Below are 17,682 nucleotides of genomic sequence, written 5' to 3' on the forward strand. Positions count from 1 at the left end.
GAGAAAGGCACTGCCATGGAGATCACCCTGATCATCGTCGTGGCGCTGGCCGTCCTGGTCGGCCTGTCCCTGGGCCTGCTCGGCGGGGGCGGCTCCATCCTCGTCGTCCCACTGCTCACCTACATCGGCGGACTCGACCCCAAGGAGGCCATCGCCACCTCACTGTTCGTCGTGGGCGCCACCTCGCTGGTCAGCCTCATCGGCCACGCCCGGAAGGGCAACGTCCGGTGGCGGACGGGCCTGATCTTCGGCGCGGCCGGCATGGTGGGCGCGTTCCTCGGCGGCCTGGCCGGCGGCTACATCCCCGGCACCGTCCTCATGGTCGCCTTCGCGATCATGATGATCGCCACCGCCGGCGCGATGATCCGGGGCCGCAGGGACCGCAACGGTCAGGCCCCGTCGACCCAGTCGCACCACCACCCGCTCTGGCGGATCCTCCTCGACGGACTCGTCGTGGGCGCCGCGACCGGGCTGGTCGGCGCGGGCGGTGGCTTCCTCGTCGTCCCGGCCCTCGTCCTGCTGGCCGGGCTGCCGATGACCGCCGCGGTGGGCACCTCGCTGCTGGTCATCGCGATGAAGTCCTTCGCCGGCCTCGGCGGCTACCTCACCACGGTCAGCCTGGACTGGCCTCTCGTGGTCGCGGTCACCGCCGCCGCGGTGGCCGGGTCGTTCGTCGGGATCCGGCTCACCTCGGTGGTGCCGGAGAAGGCCCTTCGGAAGGGCTTCGGGTACTTCGTCCTGCTCATGGGCGCGGTGGTCCTGTCCCAGGAACTGCCCTTCCCGGCCGCGCCGATCATCCTCGGCACCGTCGTGGTCCTGGCCACGGCGGCGATGGCCTGCCTCCTCGCCGCGCGGGACCGATGCCCGCTGCGGTCCCGTCGTCCCGCTGCCACGCCGGCCGCGACACCGGCCTGAACTCGACGGCCGGTTGCCCGCCCGGTTGCCCTGACCGCGCCGTACGCGCACGATGCGCGGCATGGACTCCACTCTGCTCTGGGACGGCTGGGACCCGATCGTCCACTCCGTCGTGATGGTCGCCTGCGGATTCGTCGCCCTGGTCCTCATCCTCCGGGTGTCCGGGCCCCGCACGATGGCCAAGATGACCCCCCTCGACTTCATCGTCGCCGTCACCATCGGGTCGGCGTTCGGCCGGACCCTCACCGCGACCGAGGTGCCGCTCGTCCAGACGGTGCTGGTCGTGGCGCTGCTCGTCGGTATCCAATGGCTGTTCGCCGCGGTCCGTGCACGGTCACCGCGGGTCAGGTCGCTGCTGGACAGCCCGCCGGTCCTCCTCTACTACCAGGGCCGGATGCAGGGCCGGGCCCTACGGAGCCACCGCCTCCTCGAGGACGATGTCCACACCGCGGCCCGGCAATCCGGGAAGGGATCGCTCGAGGAGGTCGCAGCGGTGATCCTCCAGCAGGACGGCAGCCTGGGGGTGATCGGCCGGGACGATCTGGGCGACGCCTCGAGCCTGCTGCCGTTCACCGGCCGACCCGACATCCGGGACAACGAGGGGTGAGGGGTCCGCCCGGGACCGGTGGCGTGAGGAATATCACATAGTTACCGTGGCCCAACGGTGTTAAACGGAGGCGGAGCCATGGATCAGTTCAACCGGAGGGCCTTCCTGGCGCGAGCGTCTCTCCTCGGCGCATTCGTGGGCGCGGGCGTCTCGTTCCCGGGAGCCCTGAACCACTCGATGCGACTCGTGGGACGGGCGAACGCCCAGGCCACCGGCAGCGCGGTCCTCGACGCGGTCGAGGAGTTCTCCCTGGACACCATGCGCGCACTGTGCGTGATGGTCATGCCCGGGCCCGACGAATGGTCGAGACAGCAGGGCACGCCACGCGAGGACCCCGGGCCGATCGAGGTCGGCGGTGGTGAGTTCATGAAGGACCTGTTCGACAACTATCTCGCGATGGGCGACCAACTCGCGCGACCTCTCGCCCTGGGTATGGGAACCGCGCTGGCGGACATGGGCATACCGGCTGAGCCCTTCCTGGGTCTGAGCGAGCCCGACGGTCGCCGCATCGACGAGGTGCTCGGATACGTCTACAGCGATCGCGTGCTCCCGCTGTCCCTGCCCGTCGCCCTGGTCCTCAACACCGGCGCGCTGCTCGTCAATCCCGGTTCGATCACCGGCCCCCTCGGATCGCCGTTCTCCCGGTTGTCGCTCGGGGACAAGTGCCGCGTCCTCGAGGGCATCGAGGGTCCCGTCCCTGAGCTCATCGCGATCGTCGACGGATCATTGCCCGCCCCCCTGCGCGGCTCCGCCTCGGGCTTCCTCCGGTTCGCCGGCGGGATCATGCTCCAGGCCGCCGCGTTCGGTGTGTACTCCGAGCAGAACACCTTCAATCGGCAGACGAGGACGGTGGAGCCGCGCCCGGTCCCCTGGGAGCTCACCGGGTTCCGGCCCACGGGCCTGGTCGACGGCCACCCCGAGTTCGTCGGGTACTACCAGAACCGCACGGAGGTGCCTGCGGATGCGTGACGTCATCGTCATCGGAGCGGGGGGCGGTGGCCCGGTCGTGGCCGCCGAACTGGCCGGGCGGGGCCTCGACGTCCTGATCCTGGAGGGCGGCCCCCGGCACGCCGATCCCGAGAACCAGTGGTCCCACGCCGAGAACGACGCCAACAACCCGAACAACGGCTTCCTCCGGTTCGGACCCGAGGACCGCGACAAGCCCGCGTGGTTCCGGGAATGGACGGACAACCTGTTCATCTGGCAGCTGTCCGGTGTCGGTGGGACCACCCAGCACTACTACGGCAACAGCCCCCGCCCCATGCCCGGCGCGTTCCGCGGGTACACCGGTGCCGACGCCGGAGAGTACGACACCGCCCACCTCTTCCCGTTCAGCTACGAGGAGTTGGTGCCCTACCTGGAATGGGTCGAGGACACCCTCCCGGTGGAGACCGCGGCGATGGGGACGAAGGAGGAGCTGACCTTCCGGGGATGCGAGGGCATCGGTCTCCCGGTCCAGACCTCCCGGAACATCACCCGGCCGGCGTTCCGACCGCAGCAGAACGCGATCCTCCAACCCGGGGGCAACTCGGGACGGACGGACGACGCCAACCTCCTCACCTACCCGCAGGCGACCGGCTGCACCTTCTGCGGCCATTGCTTCCAGGGGTGCTACGTGCCCAGGCGGGCGCCGAGGAACCAGTACGCCAAGCGCTCCACGGACAACAGCTACGTCCCGCTCGGCCTGGCGGCGGACGCGGTCCGCCCCGGGGGGCGGGCGTTCGAGCTGATCGCGGACAGCTTCGTCCAGCGGATCCACCACGAGCAGGAGGGCCCGCACAGCGTCGCCCGGGGCGTGACCTGGCGCAACAACACCACCGGGGAGGTCTTCTCCGAGGACGCCCGGGTCGTGGTCCTGGCCGGAGGGGTGACGGAGAGCCCGCGACTGTGGTTCAACAGCGGGCTACCCAACCCGAACGACTGGGTCGGTCGCGGCCACACCGACCACCACTTCGACTGGGTGGTGGGCAGCTTCGACGAGTACACGGGCAACTCCAAGGGCGCCAACTCGGCCGCGCGGATGGACTGGCCGGGTCGCGGAGGGATGGAGAACGTCGGGCTGGGCCCGGCGATCCAGGCCTTCACGCTCTCCCTCTCGGACTCAGGGGTGCGCGGGGTCTACGACAACGGCCGGGGCCTGTACGGGCCGTGGGACGGGCCGTCGGGCCGACTTGTGGGCAACGAGCTCAAGGACCTCATGATGGGCGGGATCGACACCCTGCTCAACTTCCTCGTGATCACCGACGACCACGTGCAGTCGAGGAACCGGATCACCCCGTCCCTCTTCCCCGCCGACGAGAACGGCGCGCCCGCCAAGGTGGACGTGACCCTGCGCGACCGCTCCCCCAGAACGCAGGAGAACCGGGAGTTCATGGTGCACAAGTCCGTGGAGATCATGCGGGCCGCCGGGGCGAAGAAGGTGTACCGGCTCGACTGGGCGCCGCTGCTGCTCCACGTGCACTCGTCGATGCGGATGGGTGAGTCCGACCAGAATTCGGTGCTCGACGCCAACGCCGAGGCCCGGTGGGTCAAGCGATTGTTCATCGCGGACAACTCGGCCCTCGCCAACGCACTCGGCGGACCCAACCCGACCCTGACCACCCAGGCGCTCGCCACCCGCACGGCGGAGAAGATATTCCAGCTGTACTTCGGCGGGGACCCGTGGGTGCGCGCCGAGGCACCGGTGGTCAGCACGGATCCCAGGATCTCCGCGCGCATGAACGCGATGGGACTCTGAACGGGCACTCTCCGGTCGCCCCCCCGGCCCCGTTCGCCTCTCCACACGGACACGGAGTGATAGTTTTCCTTCATCTCCGGTCGTCGCGTCGGGAAGGCAAGCCATGTGCACGAGAACCCTCTGGTCCCCCTCCGAGAACCTTGTCCTGGCCGGCCGCACCATGGACTACGAGGTCGATCTGCGGACCAACCTCTGGGCGTTCCCGCGGGGCATGACCCGCGACAACGGCGTGGACGACAGTCTGACCTGGACCTCGACGTACGGCAGCGTGGTGGCCGCGGCCTATGACCTCGCGAGCACCGACGGGATCAACGAGGCGGGCCTGGCGGGACATCTGCTGTGGTTGGCGGAGTCCGATTACGGCGACCGCGACCCGGAGCGTCCGGCGCTGAGCGCCTCGGCGTGGGTGCAGTACATGCTGGACAACTTCTCCACCGTCGCCGACGCCGTGGACTGGATGCGGCGGTCCCGGGTCCAGATCCGGACGTCCGGGGATCCGGTCACCGGCGCGACCGTCACCGTTCACCTGACGCTCGACGACCGCAGCGGGGACTCGGCGATCATCGAGTACACCGACGGCGAACCCCACATCTGGCACGACCGGTCCTACACGGTGATGACCAACTCGCCCCCGTTCGCCGAGCAACTCGACCGTCTGCGGGAGATCGAAGGTTTCGGCGGTGACCGCCCCCTGCCCGGCGGCACGGACGCCGACGAGCGTTTCGCCCGCGCGGCCTACTACCTGGACCGGCTCCCGGCGCCCACCGACCGGACGGGGGCGGTCGCGGAGTTGCTGAGCGTGATGCGCAACGCGTCGCAGCCGTTCCGCACGCCGGAACCGGGCCATCCGAACGCCTCCACGACTCTGTGGCGGACCATCACCGACCACGTCGACGGCGTGTACGTCTTCGAGGACACCAGTCGGCCCAACATCGTCTGGACCCGGTTGGACGCACTCGACCTGTCCGAGGGCGCACCGGTCCGCAAACTCGATCTGGTCGCCGACACCGGGCTCGAGGGCGGACTGGTCGGGGAGGTCAGCGCGCACTTCGAGGTGGCGGCGCCGATGGAGTTCCTCCGCGCGTCCTGAGCAGGGGACGGTCCCCGTGGGCGACCGGCCCCGCACCCCGCGAGGAGAGTCCGGGGTCACGCGGGCGGCACGACCCGGTACCCTCATGTGCCAGCACTGTTAACGCATCCGGCCCCTCACGCTCACCCGTGACCGTAGACAAGGCATGGCACATGGCATTCTCACGCGCGAAGCTCTTCACCGGACTGGTGGCCACCTCGGCGCTCGTCCTCGCAGGCTGCACAGGCGGCACCGAGGACGGCACGGCCGGTGACGGCGGGGAGTCGTACACGATCGGCATCAACCAGCTCGTCCAGCACCCGGCGCTCGACGCGGCCACCGCGGGCTTCAAAGAGGCCTTCGCCGACGCCGGCGTCGAGGTGGAGTTCAAGGAGCAGAACGCCAACGGCGAGCAGGGCACCGCCCTGACCATCGCGCAGCAGTTCGCCGCCGACGACCTGGACCTCGCCCTGGCGGTGGCGACCCCGGCCGCCCAGGCCATGGCCCAGAACATCATCAACATCCCACTGCTGTTCACCGCGGTCACCGACCCGGTCTCGGCCGAGCTCGTCGACTCCATGGAGGAGCCGGGCGCCAACGTCACCGGCACCTCGGACGCGGCCCCGATCGACGAGCAGCTCGAACTGCTCAAGCAGATCGTCCCCGACGCCGAGCGCGTCGGCATCGTCTACGCCTCCGGGGAGGTCAACTCCCAGGTCCAGGTGGACCAGGCCGAGGAGGCCGCCGGACCGCTCGACCTGGAGATCGTCACCCAGACCGTGACCTCGGTCAACGAGATCCAGCAGGCCGTCGAGGCCCTCGGCGACGTCGACGCGATCTACGTCCCGACCGACAACATGGTCGTCTCCGGTATCGCCGCACTCGTCCAGGTGGCGGAGACCAAGCAGATCCCCGTGATCGCCGCGGAGGAGGGCACCGTCGAGGGCGGGGCCGTCGCCACCCTGGGCATCGACTACACCGAGCTCGGCCGCCAGACGGGCGAGATGGCGCTGCGCATCCTGCGCGACGGCGAGGACCCCGCCACCATGCCGGTCGAGACCGCTGCCGAGTTCACCTACGTCGTCAACGAGGACGCCGCCGAGCGCCAGGGCGTGACCATCCCGGAGGACATCCTCGCCGAGGCTGAGAAGAAGTGATCGGATCCGTCGAGGTAGGCCTGATCTACGGGGTCATGGCGCTGGGGGTCTACCTGACCTTCCGCGTGCTGAACTTCCCCGACCTCACCGTCGACGGCAGCTTCACCACCGGTGCCGCCACCGCGGCGACGGCACTCCTCGCCGGCTGGAGCCCGGTGATCGCGACCCTCGCGGGATTCGCCACCGGGTTCCTGGCCGGCATCGTCACCGGCCTGTTGCACACCAAGGGCAAGATCGACGGGCTGCTGGCCGGCATCCTCACCATGATCGCCCTGTGGTCGGTCAACCTGCGGATCATGGGCAGCGCCAACGCCCCGTTGCTGCGCCAGGAGACCGCGTTCACCCCGCTCCGTGAGGCCGGAATCCTCGGCACCTGGGCCGGAGTGGCTGTCCTCGCGGTGGCCGTGGGACTTCTCGGACTCGTCGTGATCTGGTTCCTCACCACCAATCTGGGCCTGTCCATCCGAGCCACGGGCGACAACGGCCCGATGATCTCGTCTTTCGGCGTGTCGACCGACTTCACCAAGACCCTCACCCTGGCGCTGTCCAACGGCCTCGTGGGCATGTGCGGCGCGCTGCTGGCGCAGTACCGGGGCTTCGCCGACATCTCGATGGGCATCGGCATGATCCTGGTCGGCCTGGCCTCGGTCATCCTGGGGCAGGCGATCCTCGGCCAGCGCAGGTTGTGGCTCGCGGTGTACGCCGTGATCGTGGGCGCGGTCCTCTACCAGTTCATCATCGCCGTGGCGCTCGAGGTGGGGCTCAACCCGAACGACATGAGGGCGGTCACGGCGATCCTCGTGGTGATCGCGCTCCTCGCACCCAGGTGGAAGTCCGTGGGCGGTCGGTTCGGCCGCAAGCCCACCACGGCGGCCGCCGCCAACGAGCGGGCGATGGCGGGCGGCGGGACCACTGTCGAGGCGGGGCCCGACCCCGCCGGGACCGCCGCGACCGCTCCCGGCGCCGCGGCCCCGGGCCCAGACCAGGCCACCGGCACCGGCACCGGCACCGGCGGCGAGGAGAGCTGAGCATGCTGACAGTCACGGACGTGTCCAAGACCTTCTTCCCGGGCACCGTCAACGAGCGCCGGGCGCTGAACGGGCTCAGCCTCACGATGGCCGAGGGCGACTTCGTCACCGTGATCGGCTCCAACGGCGCCGGCAAGTCGACCCTGCTCAACGTCGTGTCCGGGCGGTTGATCCCCGACGACGGACGAATCGACATCGACGGCAGGAACGTCACCCGCCTGCGCGATCACAGGCGCGCGAAGTATGTGGGCCGCGTCTTCCAGGACCCACTCGCCGGGACCGCCCCCACTCTCACCATCGAGGAGAATCTGTCCCTGGCGTTCCTGCGCGGCACGCGGCGAGGGCTCGGCCCGAGCCTGAACAAGAAGCGTCGGCGGCAGTTCGTCGACCAGCTCGCCATGCTCGAGCTGGGCCTCGAGGACCGACTCACCGCGAAGGTCGGATTGCTCTCGGGCGGACAGCGCCAGGCACTGTCGCTACTCATGGCCGGGTTCACCCAGCCGCGGATCATGCTGCTCGACGAGCACACCGCGGCACTGGACCCGCAGCGGGCCGAGCTGGTCACCACCATCACCGAGCGGATCGTCCGGGAGGGCAGGCTCACCACCCTCATGGTCACGCACAACATGGAACAGGCCATCCGGCTGGGCAACCGCCTGATCATGATGCACGAGGGCCAGATCGTCTACGAGGCGGACGCACGGGAGAAGGCCTCACTCACCGTGCAGGATCTGCTCAAGGAGTTCGCCACGATCAAGGGCGCGACACTGTCCGACAAGGCGTTCCTGGGCTGAGGTCCGCCCCCCTCCCAGCCCGCCCGTCCCCCGTCGACACGAGCGTTCCGCACACCCGCCTGTCGGGCGAGGCGTTCGGAACGCTCGTCTCGTCGGGGTCAGCCCCCGGTCCCCGGGCGGCGACCCTCGGAGTTCCGGTATGCGGGAACCGCGACCCACCCGTCACCGTCGCGCCGGACCAGTCCCCTCCGCTCGAACTCCTCGAACCACCCCGGGGCCGGCCACTCACCCCAGCGTTCGGCGTAGTGGGCTCCATTGCGTAGCAGGTCCTGGAGGTGTTCCACCGGCGGGGACGACACCGGATGCCACCGGTGATAGGCGTGCGCGCCCGCCACGAGCACCACCGGGACCCTCCGGTGCAGCAGTCGGCGACCGAAGTCGGTGTCCTCCGCGCCGTACCCCGAGTAGTGCTCGTCGAACCCCCCGAACTCCCGGCGGAGCCGTGTCCAGAGATCCGCGTGCAGGGCGAAGGACAGTGACCAGAACATCCCGAACTCGCTCGCCTCGAGTCTCCGCAGGCCGTGCTCGGGGAACGGTCGCGCCGGGTGCGGGTCGGTGAGGCCCGCGAGCTCGGCGGGGTCCGGAGCACCCAGCGACTCGGGCAGATACGTGACCGGCCCCATCCCCACTGTGCCGGGCGGGAGGTCCGCGTACCGGGAGCCCAGGTCCGGGCCGGGCATGCAGTCGACGTCCAGGAAGATGATCAGCTCGGCGCCGGTCTCGACGGCCCGGTCCCCGCCCGCGTTGCGGCAGCGGGCAACCGGCAGGTCCGGCCCCGCCGGGACCTCCAGTGGGTCCGCGCCGTCCGCGAGGAGCTCGGCGGCCAGGTCGTCGCCACCGGGGCGCTCCGGAAGAACCACCACGTGACGGGCACCGGGCAGGTGCTCGTCGAGCGCGCGCCGCTGCGACCACAGGTGATCGGCCCGCGTGGGGGTACACACGGTCACCACGGCGACCGATGACGGGGTGGGATCGCGGCGTGTCATCGGGCACCGACCATCGAGTCCGCCGCGACCGTCTCCAGCACCGCGGCCAACCGCCCTGCCGCGCCGTCGATCTCCCAGGCCTCGCGCAGCCCGGAACCCGCCCCGGGCGTCGACCGGGAGCGTTCGAGGGTCCGCCGCACCGCGCGGACGAGGTGCGCGACGGTGGAGTCACGACCGACCACGGCGCCGTGGCCGAGCCCGTCGAGCTTCCCCGCGGTGTCGTCCTGCTCGCCGAAGGGCCGCTCCTCGGGGACCGCGACGACGTGGGCGTCGGCGGCCGCGAGGTCGGCCACCGAACTCTGACCGGCCGCGCTGATGACCACGTCGGCGCGGCACAGTTCGCCCCACGGATCAGACACCCAGCGACCACCGGGTCCCCCGAGCTCCACCCACTCCACACCATCGAGCTCGTCGCGGACCGCATCCCACCTCCGGTCGCGACCGGATCCCCCGCTTCCCCGCAGGTGCAGCACCCGAGGGCGGCCGTGTCCTCCGTCGGCCTGTTCGGGGTGGCGGCCGGCGAACCGCGACACCCCGCCCACCGGGATCAGCGGTTCGGTCGCCCCGGCGGGGACGGGAGCACCGGCTGAGCGAGGCCACCCGGCGACCAGGGCCGAGCACACCCCGTGCGCGAGGGTGTGGGGGACGTCGTCGCGCCGTCCGGGGAGAACGGTGGAGACGACGGGGGTGCCCGTCAGCCGCGTGGCGAGCGTGACCTCGACGGAGATGTCCGTCCACATCACGGTGGGCCGGTGGGTGTCGATCCATCCGGTCAGCATCGCCGTCCGTCGTCTCAGGCCCGGCTGCCCCAGCGGGGCCCAGTGCAACCGGCCGCCGGCGGTCGGCTCGAGGACCGGCCGGTCGGGCTCCGCCACCGCACCCGGCCCGTCGTGATCCAGTGGCAGGGGGAGCACCCGGATGCGAGAGGGATCCGGGTTCGTCGCGGCTTCGACGTTCGCCGAGGTCAGGATGGTGACCTCGTCGTCCACATCGGCGGCGACCGCGAACGCGCGCTGGAGGTGGCCACTGCCGTGATGGTGGGCGTACATCCCGATCATCCGGCCACCCCGACCGGGAGCGCCCTCAACCGCGCCTCGACCCGGTCGATCCGCCGCTCGTGGGAGAACGCGGCGGCGGCAGCGCGGGCGGTGGCCGCGCGGTCGAAGGTCAGGGCCACGGGGACGGCTGCCGCGAGGGCGGAGGCAGGGGCGCGGCCCGGCTCGACCAGGACGACGCCGGGTTGGCCGCGGAGGATCTCACGGATCCCGCCGCGGGCGAGCGCGACCACGGGGGTCCCGCAGGCGAGCGCCTCGACGGCGGTCAACCCGAACGGCTCCTCCCAGCACGGGGTCACCAGGGCCACCGAGGCCCTCGCGACCAGGGGGACCAGTGACTCGCGACCGAGCGCCCCGTGAAACCGCACCGCGTCCCCCGCGTGGCGAAGACGCGGGGCCAGGACCGCGCTCATGTACCGGTCGTCGCCGATCCGGCCGGCCAGGTCGAGCTCCATGCCCGCCCGCAGAGCGGCGTCGACCGCCAGGTGCGGGGCCTTCTCCGGGACGATGCGACCGCACCACACCGCCCGCGGCGGGATCCCGGACGGGGACGTGTGCGCGGTCGCGGACGAGGGGTGGGGCCTCCAGATCCGGGTCTCGACCCCGTTGGGGATCACTTCGGCGCCCTGCGGCACCCGCCACGACCCGAGGACCGACCGACTGACGGCGTGGACCATCCCGGTCAGTCCCCCGAGCTGGTCGAAGGCGTCCTGCATCGGGGCGAGCGCCGGGCAGTGCAGCGTCGTGATCATGCGGGCGTCCAGGTCCGCGGCCCGGATGAGGGGGACGTGGCTCAGGCTGTGGTTGAGGATCACGTCGAAGCGGGGATCGGCGAGGTGATCCATCAGCCTGTGGAACTCGGCGGCGTCCGCCTCGTATCCACCCTCGGGGTAGAAGCTGTCCCCGAACCCGGCCACACCGGACATCGCGGTGAACTCGAACCGGGGGTCGTGACCCTCGCTACCGGCGGCGGCGAACAGCGTCACATGGTGCCCTCGCGAGCGCAGGGCCGCGACCTCCTTGGCCACCACCACCTCGAGTCCACCGGCGTACGGCTCGCGGATGGGGAACCGTGAGGGTCCTATCACCGCGATGGTCATCGGCTCGTCGCTCTGTGCGTCCACGGGCCCCCTCTCGCTCCTGGCATGCCGGGCGCTCCGGCTGGTTCGGGTGCCCGATTCTCGGTCGGTTGCCCCGAAACTCAGATGGTGACCCCCCGGGGGGCCTGCCGCCACCGGAGGGGCCTCGTCGGGGTCACCAGCCGCCCAGAATCCGCTCGAGACGGACCCCCGCGTCGTCCGCCGGGAAGCACGTGACTCCCAGGTCCGTGGCCCGGATCGCGACCGGGTCACCGGGGCGGTCTCCCCAGAAGTGCTCCCGCGCCAGAGCGCGCGAGGTGCGGATCAGCGCGAGGACGCGGCCCTCGTCGTCGTCCAGCGTGAGCATCCCCACGGGCGGGCACAGGGCGCGCAACCGCCCCGGGTCGAGCGCCCCGAGTGCGCAGGGACGGAGGAGGTCGATCAGGACCTCGGGACGACGACGAGGTCCCGCCCCCTGCGGCGCCGGTTCCCACCACCGGTGGCGCGAGGCGAGCCGGACCCGGGGGTCGGCGCCGAAGAGCTCGGCGATCTCGGCGGCATCGGAAGTGGCCGGGTCCACGGTCACCGAGACATCGCCCCAGCGGACGAGAGAGGCGCAGGCCGCCGCGTCGGCCCCGCTCCCCCGCTGCCCCGCGTGAACGTGCACGGCGACGAGTGGGACCTCGAAGATGCCGCCGGACGGACGGGTGAGCGGGGAGACGATGAGGCGGGCCAGGCGGGCGGTCTCGGCGTTCTTCTGGGCGACGTGACCGGGATCGTCCTCCCCCCTCCCGCTCCAGTCCGGGCCGTCGTGCCAGGCCACGGCACCGGGAACGTGGCGAAGGCGGCCACCGGCCTGCTCGCAACGCCAGGCCAGGTCCCAGTCTTCGCCGCCGTAACCGACGATCCGGGGGTCGAACCCGCCGGACAGGTCATACAGGCGTCGGTGCAGTCCGCACACCGCCGAGAGCACACCGCGCCACCGGCCCGCGTGCCAGCCGCCGTCCTCGCGGGTCAGATCGTCGGTCTCGCGGTAGAACGCGGAAGGCCAGGCGGGGTCGGGGAGAATCTCGGCGGGTTCGGACACGTCCGTGCCCGCGAACCGCCCGTACCTGCGCCGGCCCACCACCAGCAGGTCCGGGTTCTGATCGAGCGCGGCGAGAAGGGCGGCCACGTACCCGGGAGCGGGGACGGTGTCGCCGTCGAGGAACACGATCACCTCGCCGTCGCCGGCCGACGCGCCCAGGTGGCGTGCGGCGGACGCCCGGAAGCCTCGATCGTCCTGCCGCACCACGGTCACCCCGGGCGGGACGGCAGGTGGGGTGGGCGAACCGTCGTCGGCGACGATCACCCGCGGGGGCAGGGCCAGGCCGGTCTGGCGGTCCAGTGCCGCCAGAATCCTGTCGAGCATGCGCTGGCCCCGGTAGTACGGGATCACCACGTCCGCCCTCATCCGGCTCCCGGCCGCCGGGGCCACACCCGTCCGGTTCCCGCTCATGCCGCCCAGCCGTCCCACGCGCGGAGGTATGCCCGGCCCAGTTCCTCCAGCCCGGGGCCGGGCGGGTCGATCCGGGTCGGGGCGGGGTCGTCCAGCAGTCGTCTCAGGTCACCGGGCAGGTCGGTGCCCTCGGTGAACAGCAGCGACCCGGGGCGCCTCGTCTCCATCTCCCGCGTGTAGTCCGACGCGGTGACGAGGGGGCGGCGTCCGGCGGCGGCCCAGGTGTTGATCGACCCCGAGGCCGAGACGTTGCGGAACAGTGCGACCGGCACGGTCACCTCGCCGAGGACGCGGGCGAGGTCGCCGTCCTCGATGTGCCCGGTCACGTCGGCGTGGCCACCCGCCGCCCGCACGGTCTCCACCGCCGCGCGCACGTAGTCCTCGTGCCCGGCGGCGGGCGACCCGAGCAGTCGAAGCCCGACCGAGTGGTCACCGGCGGCGGCGAGCTCGGCGACCGCCTGCGCCACCACGTCCACCGCCTTTCCGGGGTGCAGGAACCCGAAGACCCCCACCGAACGCTCGTCCCGCCGGACCGCCTCGGGATGCGGGCCGGCGTCCGGTTCGATCGGTGAGCTGGCGACTCCGAGGTCGGGAACGGGCAGGGGGATCACCGCGTCGACGACGATCCCCGCCGCGTCGCAGAGGCGACGCTCGTGTTCGGAGCTCACCACCACCAACCCCGCTGCCGCCGCGATGCGCTGATAGGCCCCCATCCGGCGTCGGCACCGCTCCGTTCCCTCGGCCGGCTGGGGGATGTCGTGGAGCGTGACGGCCACCGGCCGGTCCCGGGCCATGACCTCGACCGTGTCGGCCGCCTCGTCCGGAGTCGCCCCGAACAACGAGTCGGTGATGTGCAGGTGAACGGCGCTACCCGGATGAGCGGCCAGAGCCTCCCTCAACCGGGCCGACTCGGGCACCTCGAGCAGCGGGGTGCCGGCGGCGCGGGCGCAGTCGGCGGCGAACCGCGTCACCCCGTGCGTCGGGGGGCCGAGGGCGATCGTCAGCGGCGGGGTCGGCATCTCGCTCACCTCAACCCCAGGAGGTCGATCCGGTCGGCGTGGCGGCGCAGGCCCTCCTCGACCACCCCCGGCGTGGTCGCGTACCAGGCCAGGTGCGCCTGGGTGACCTGGTCGCCGGAGAAGCTGATGCCGTCGACCAACCAGTCGCGCGGGCCGGTCTCGGGCAGGCCGAGCGCGCGTTCGACCGCCGGATCCACCGGCGCCCTCGTGGCCCCGAGCGGCTCGCGGTCGCCGATGTCGGGTGGGTCGTCGACGAGCCCCGCGGGCAGTGCGTCGAGGACGCGACGGAAGACCTCGCGCAGGGTATGGCGGTCCGGGTGGTTGAGGGTGTGCCATCGCGGTGTGCCCTCGAGCAGATCCGAGGCGATCAGCGTGCCGTGGGCCTGTTCACGGATGCGCAGTGCCTCCACCGACTCCCGCGCCGCCGCGCGCGCCTGATCGGGGTCGGGGGCGGCGCGGAGTACGTCCTCGTCACCGGTCGCGGCGGCGATGATCGCCCGCAGGTCGTGGTACGGGGCGATGGGCGGGACGAGTGAACGGTCGTGAGGGGGGCGGATCAGCACCTGATAGGGGTGCAGTCCGGCGTACCTCAGCACCGGGACCAGCACGACGGTCGCCCCGGTCGGCAGCCGCGCCGCGAGTTGGCGATGGCCCAGGGGGAGGTCCCGGTAGTCGTCCCGGACGGGCTGGATGATCAGCACGTCGGTGCGCGCGAGGTCCGCGTGCAGCTCCGGGACGTCGCGTGCCGTCATCTCGTACACCGGTCGCACGTCCCGCACCGCGACCCCGTCGACGCTGCGGAGGAGGTCGCGGTAGACATCGGCCTGACAGTTGCCGATCACCATGACGGAGGGCTGGGCGGTGGTGCTCACCGCGACGAGCGTAGGCAGGGCCCCAGGTCGCGGCAACCGGCAGACGTGGCACGGTGGCGGAGTGACCCACAGCCGCTCCTCGTCCGCAGGCCCCCTCCGGATCCGGTCGATCCCCGCCGGCCACGACTACGTGCGTCACGCCCTCGGCCCCGTCACCGAGCGGGGGGATGTCGCGGTGCTCGCCGATCCCCTGCTCGATCCGGCCGAGCCGTCGCGGTGGTGGCCGCACCCCGCGCTCGAGGCCGCTGATCGTCCCGAGGTGCTGGACGGCACCGACCTCGTCCACGTGCACTTCGGTTACGAGCACCGGAGCCCGGCACAGGTCGCGGAGTTCGTCGTCGCGGTCCGGACACGAGGGATGCCGTTGGTGGTGACCGTGCACGACCTGACCAATCCCCACGAGCCCGACCCGGCCATGCATCTCGAACGCACCGGGATCCTGGTGCGGGGGGCGGACGCGGTCATCACCCTGACCGCGGGTGCGGCGGATGAGATACGGCGGAGGTGGGGCGTGGGCTCCCGGGTCATCCCCCATCCCCGGCTCATGCCGGTCGGGGTCACCGAGCCGCACCGCCTGGGCCGTCTCGGGAACGCCGGACACGCTGGGCCGCCCGCGCAGGACGAGCGCCCCGCCGAGCCGCCCTTCGCACAGCCATCCGGCCGGCGGACCGTGGGTGTGGCGCTGGGCTCGCTGAGGGCCGGGGTCGCCGCCGAGGGCCTGCTGCCGCGTCTGGCGGACGCACTGCCCTCCGAGACCGACCTGGTGGTGATGGTGCGCTCCGACGCCCTCGCCGGCGCCCGCGCTCCCGGCCACACCCGCCCTGGGGCGGCGCACGCTCTCGATACACTGGCCGACCTCCCGGACGTCGAGGTCCGCCCCCACGACCTCCTGACCGACGACGAGCTCTGCCGGGCCCTGTCCGGGTTCGACGCCCTCGTCCTACCCCACCGCCACGGGACGCATTCCGGATGGCTGGAGTTGTGCCGGGATCTGGGCCTGCCACCGGTCATCCCGGACGTCGGCTACCTGATCGAGCAGTGGGGTCACCCGGCGGCCTCCTACGACCCCACAGAACCGACCGTCGACGAACTGCGCCGGGCGCTCGCCGGTGCCCTGAACGCCCCGCCGGTCCCCGTTCGCGCGGCCGCGGCCGAGGACGGCGCGGTCGCCGCGGCCCATGCCGAGCTCTACCGCACGGCCCTCGCGGCCGTCGCCTCTCGTCGCGGGGTCGGTTCCGATCACGTTTCCCCAGGAGACTGATCCGGATTCCGCACGTCTGCGACCACTCGCCGAAAGCGGTGGGCGGGCAGGAGCGGGCCGGGGGCCCAGAGCTCCTGGGCGAACGCCTGGTTCGTCGTGATCCGCTTGGCCACCGCGCGCAGCCTCGTGAGGTCGACCGCGTGGTCGCCGCCGCGCCGTCCCCCGCCCACGGTCCTATACTCGCCGGATGCGCCTGTGGAGCATCCATCCCGACCTGCCCGACCGCGCCGCGCTGGTCGCCGGATGGCGTGAGGGGCTCCTGGCCCAGAAGGGACTCGGCGGGCACCCCGGGAGCTATCACGGTCACCCACCGTCGGGACGCTTCCGCACGGTGCCTCACTCGGCGTTCGATCTCGTCCCGGGTCCGCTCGCGGCCGGCCGGCGCTTATCCCACCCGGAGGCCTGATCCGTGCTGCCGTTGCTGCTCGCCCCACCCGCCCTGTCCACGGCCCTGGCGCTGCGCCCGGTGCGCGCCCCCTTCCCCGCCGCGGCGGCGGGGTGGGCGATGGGCCTGCCTGCGCTGGAAATGCCGCTCCATGTGGGAGCGGGGGTCGCGGCGGTGACGGCCGCGCGTCTGGCCCGCCGCCCGGTCACCGGAACCGACCTCGCGGGCGCGGGGTTGGCGGCCCTGACCTGCGCCGGGCTGGCGGTGGTCCAGACCAGGCAGCTCGCCGCGGGCCGCGCCCTGGAGCGGGCGTTCGACGAGTCCGCGCGGGAGGACGCCGACCCCACCACGTCCTCAGCCCGGCGCCGCACGCCGTGGCGGAAGGTGCTCCTCCAACCGTGGCCCCGCCGACCGCGCGGCGTCGAGGCCCGTACCCGCCTCGCCTACGGGCCCGACGCCCGCGCCACCCGATTCGACCTGTACACCGGAAAGGGCGGCGGTCGCGTCAGGGGCGTGCTGATCCACATCCACGGCGGGCACTTCCGCGCGGGCGGTCCGAGCCGTGAGTCGCGGGCCATGCTCTTCGACCACGCGCTCCGCGGATGGGCCGCCATCAGCACGACTTATCACCTCTCCCCCACACCGGAGGCGGGGTTCCCACAGCACCTTGTGGACATCAAGAGCCTGATCCGCTGGGTCCGCACGGAGGGCCCGCTGTACGGCATCCCGGCGGGCGCCCCGATCGTGGTGGCGGGCAGCTCGGCCGGCGCGCACATCGCCATGATGACCGCGCTGACCGCCGGTGACCCGAGGTTCCAGCCCGGATTCGAGGACCTCGACACGACGCTGGCCGGCGCGATCGGGCTCTACGGCTACTACGGCCGCCTGGGCGCGGAGACCAAGGACGTCTCCGATCCGGTCCGCCACCCCGCGGAGGGTGCGCCCCCGGTCGCGATCATCCACGGGACTGACGACATGTACACCCCGGTCAGGGGCTCACGCAGGCTGGTGCGTCACCTGCGGGGCGGGTCGTCGAACCCGGTGGTCTACGCCGAGCTGCCCGGCGCGCAGCACGGGTTCGACGCGGTGCAGTCCGCCCGCTACCTCGCGGTGGTGGCGGCGATCCGGAGGTTCACCGAGCCTCTCGCCGCGTCGGGCGTAACGTCGCCTGCGTGAACGCCGCCCCTCGGTGACGACCCACCGAGCAGGACCGCACTGAC

Annotated in this window: 17 protein-coding genes; 11 read left to right on the top strand and 6 right to left on the bottom strand. The window is 72.0% G+C overall.

What is annotated here, in order from left to right; genetic code table 11:
- Positions 1-15 precede the first annotated feature (15 nt).
- The 8 genes from CT688_RS15865 to CT688_RS15900 all read left to right on the top strand — a co-directional run bounded on the left by CT688_RS15865 (position 16) and on the right by CT688_RS15900 (position 8,307).
- A complete protein-coding gene (locus CT688_RS15865; RefSeq protein ID WP_107757678.1) occupies positions 16-915 on the top strand; it encodes a sulfite exporter TauE/SafE family protein in 900 nt (299 codons plus the stop codon).
- A 61-nt stretch (positions 916-976) separates the two neighbouring features.
- Positions 977-1,522, top strand: coding sequence for a DUF421 domain-containing protein (locus CT688_RS15870; protein WP_107757679.1), 546 nt, complete (start codon positions 977-979; stop codon positions 1,520-1,522).
- A 78-nt stretch (positions 1,523-1,600) separates the two neighbouring features.
- Positions 1,601-2,491, top strand: coding sequence for a hypothetical protein (locus CT688_RS15875; protein ID WP_107757680.1), 891 nt, complete (start codon positions 1,601-1,603; stop codon positions 2,489-2,491).
- The gene (locus tag CT688_RS15880; RefSeq protein ID WP_107757681.1) at positions 2,484-4,259 is read left to right on the top strand and encodes a GMC oxidoreductase; all 1,776 of its coding nucleotides are present in this window, start codon (positions 2,484-2,486) and stop codon (positions 4,257-4,259) included. Before CT688_RS15875 ends, CT688_RS15880 begins: the two co-directional genes overlap by 8 nt.
- 103 nt (positions 4,260-4,362) lie before the next feature.
- Positions 4,363-5,349 (top strand): linear amide C-N hydrolase, encoded by a 987-nt coding sequence (locus CT688_RS15885; RefSeq protein ID WP_107757682.1) that lies wholly within the window; start codon positions 4,363-4,365, stop codon positions 5,347-5,349.
- Positions 5,350-5,501: 152 nt separating this feature from the next.
- The gene (locus CT688_RS15890) at positions 5,502-6,485 is read left to right on the top strand and encodes an ABC transporter substrate-binding protein (RefSeq protein WP_107757683.1); all 984 of its coding nucleotides are present in this window, start codon (positions 5,502-5,504) and stop codon (positions 6,483-6,485) included.
- A complete protein-coding gene (locus CT688_RS15895; RefSeq protein ID WP_107757684.1) occupies positions 6,482-7,513 on the top strand; it encodes an ABC transporter permease in 1,032 nt (343 codons plus the stop codon). The genes CT688_RS15890 and CT688_RS15895 overlap by 4 nt, the downstream gene beginning before the upstream one ends.
- 2 nt (positions 7,514-7,515) lie before the next feature.
- Complete coding sequence (locus CT688_RS15900; RefSeq protein ID WP_107757685.1) at positions 7,516-8,307, top strand: ABC transporter ATP-binding protein; 792 nt, start codon at positions 7,516-7,518, stop codon at positions 8,305-8,307.
- A gap of 98 nt (positions 8,308-8,405) precedes the next feature.
- On the opposite strand, the gene CT688_RS15905 is transcribed toward CT688_RS15900, so the two are convergent.
- The 6 genes from CT688_RS15905 to CT688_RS15930 all read right to left on the bottom strand — a co-directional run bounded on the left by CT688_RS15905 (position 8,406) and on the right by CT688_RS15930 (position 14,816).
- Positions 8,406-9,293: a glycosyltransferase family 2 protein gene (locus CT688_RS15905; RefSeq protein WP_197431437.1), complete on the bottom strand. Its 888-nt coding sequence runs from the start codon at positions 9,291-9,293 to the stop codon at positions 8,406-8,408.
- The gene (locus CT688_RS15910; RefSeq protein ID WP_107757686.1) at positions 9,290-10,351 is read right to left on the bottom strand and encodes a glycosyltransferase; all 1,062 of its coding nucleotides are present in this window, start codon (positions 10,349-10,351) and stop codon (positions 9,290-9,292) included. Before CT688_RS15910 ends, CT688_RS15905 begins: the two co-directional genes overlap by 4 nt.
- Positions 10,348-11,472 (bottom strand): glycosyltransferase, encoded by a 1,125-nt coding sequence (locus CT688_RS15915; RefSeq protein ID WP_107757687.1) that lies wholly within the window; start codon positions 11,470-11,472, stop codon positions 10,348-10,350. Before CT688_RS15915 ends, CT688_RS15910 begins: the two co-directional genes overlap by 4 nt.
- A gap of 130 nt (positions 11,473-11,602) precedes the next feature.
- Positions 11,603-12,925 carry a glycosyltransferase family 2 protein gene (locus CT688_RS15920; RefSeq protein WP_197431438.1) on the bottom strand — a complete coding sequence of 441 codons (1,323 nt, stop codon included), beginning with the start codon at positions 12,923-12,925 and terminating at the stop codon, positions 11,603-11,605.
- Positions 12,922-13,944: a hypothetical protein gene (locus tag CT688_RS15925; RefSeq protein ID WP_107757689.1), complete on the bottom strand. Its 1,023-nt coding sequence runs from the start codon at positions 13,942-13,944 to the stop codon at positions 12,922-12,924. Before CT688_RS15925 ends, CT688_RS15920 begins: the two co-directional genes overlap by 4 nt.
- A gap of 5 nt (positions 13,945-13,949) precedes the next feature.
- Complete coding sequence (locus CT688_RS15930; protein ID WP_107757690.1) at positions 13,950-14,816, bottom strand: WcbI family polysaccharide biosynthesis putative acetyltransferase; 867 nt, start codon at positions 14,814-14,816, stop codon at positions 13,950-13,952.
- 61 nt (positions 14,817-14,877) lie between these two features.
- Between CT688_RS15930 and CT688_RS15935 the strand changes: the two genes are divergently transcribed.
- The 3 genes from CT688_RS15935 to CT688_RS15950 all read left to right on the top strand — a co-directional run bounded on the left by CT688_RS15935 (position 14,878) and on the right by CT688_RS15950 (position 17,638).
- Positions 14,878-16,077: a glycosyltransferase gene (locus CT688_RS15935; RefSeq protein ID WP_107758271.1), complete on the top strand. Its 1,200-nt coding sequence runs from the start codon at positions 14,878-14,880 to the stop codon at positions 16,075-16,077.
- A gap of 187 nt (positions 16,078-16,264) precedes the next feature.
- Entirely contained in the window at positions 16,265-16,483 is a 219-nt protein-coding gene (locus tag CT688_RS18105) for a pyrimidine dimer DNA glycosylase/endonuclease V (protein WP_107757691.1), read from the top strand.
- Positions 16,484-16,486: 3 nt separating this feature from the next.
- A complete protein-coding gene (locus tag CT688_RS15950) occupies positions 16,487-17,638 on the top strand; it encodes an alpha/beta hydrolase (RefSeq protein ID WP_107757692.1) in 1,152 nt (383 codons plus the stop codon).
- The last annotated feature ends 44 nt before the right edge of the window (positions 17,639-17,682 follow it).

The sequence above is a fragment of the Dietzia sp. JS16-p6b genome (assembly GCF_003052165.1).
Classification (GTDB): domain Bacteria; phylum Actinomycetota; class Actinomycetes; order Mycobacteriales; family Mycobacteriaceae; genus Dietzia.

Excerpts from the sequence above, each read along its gene's own strand:
- CT688_RS15865 (WP_107757678.1), top strand. The coding sequence starts at position 16 with ATGGAGATCACCCTGATCATCGTCGTGGCGCTGGCCGTCCTGGTCGGC.
- CT688_RS15870 (WP_107757679.1), top strand. The coding sequence starts at position 977 with ATGGACTCCACTCTGCTCTGGGACGGCTGGGACCCGATCGTCCACTCC.
- CT688_RS15875 (WP_107757680.1), top strand. The coding sequence starts at position 1,601 with ATGGATCAGTTCAACCGGAGGGCCTTCCTGGCGCGAGCGTCTCTCCTC.
- CT688_RS15880 (WP_107757681.1), top strand. The coding sequence starts at position 2,484 with ATGCGTGACGTCATCGTCATCGGAGCGGGGGGCGGTGGCCCGGTCGTG.
- CT688_RS15885 (WP_107757682.1), top strand. The coding sequence starts at position 4,363 with ATGTGCACGAGAACCCTCTGGTCCCCCTCCGAGAACCTTGTCCTGGCC.
- CT688_RS15890 (WP_107757683.1), top strand. The coding sequence starts at position 5,502 with ATGGCATTCTCACGCGCGAAGCTCTTCACCGGACTGGTGGCCACCTCG.
- CT688_RS15900 (WP_107757685.1), top strand. The coding sequence starts at position 7,516 with ATGCTGACAGTCACGGACGTGTCCAAGACCTTCTTCCCGGGCACCGTC.
- CT688_RS15905 (WP_197431437.1), bottom strand. The coding sequence starts at position 9,293 with ATGACACGCCGCGATCCCACCCCGTCATCGGTCGCCGTGGTGACCGTG.
- CT688_RS15910 (WP_107757686.1), bottom strand. The coding sequence starts at position 10,351 with ATGATCGGGATGTACGCCCACCATCACGGCAGTGGCCACCTCCAGCGC.
- CT688_RS15920 (WP_197431438.1), bottom strand. The coding sequence starts at position 12,925 with ATGAGCGGGAACCGGACGGGTGTGGCCCCGGCGGCCGGGAGCCGGATG.
- CT688_RS15925 (WP_107757689.1), bottom strand. The coding sequence starts at position 13,944 with ATGCCGACCCCGCCGCTGACGATCGCCCTCGGCCCCCCGACGCACGGG.
- CT688_RS18105 (WP_107757691.1), top strand. The coding sequence starts at position 16,265 with ATGCGCCTGTGGAGCATCCATCCCGACCTGCCCGACCGCGCCGCGCTG.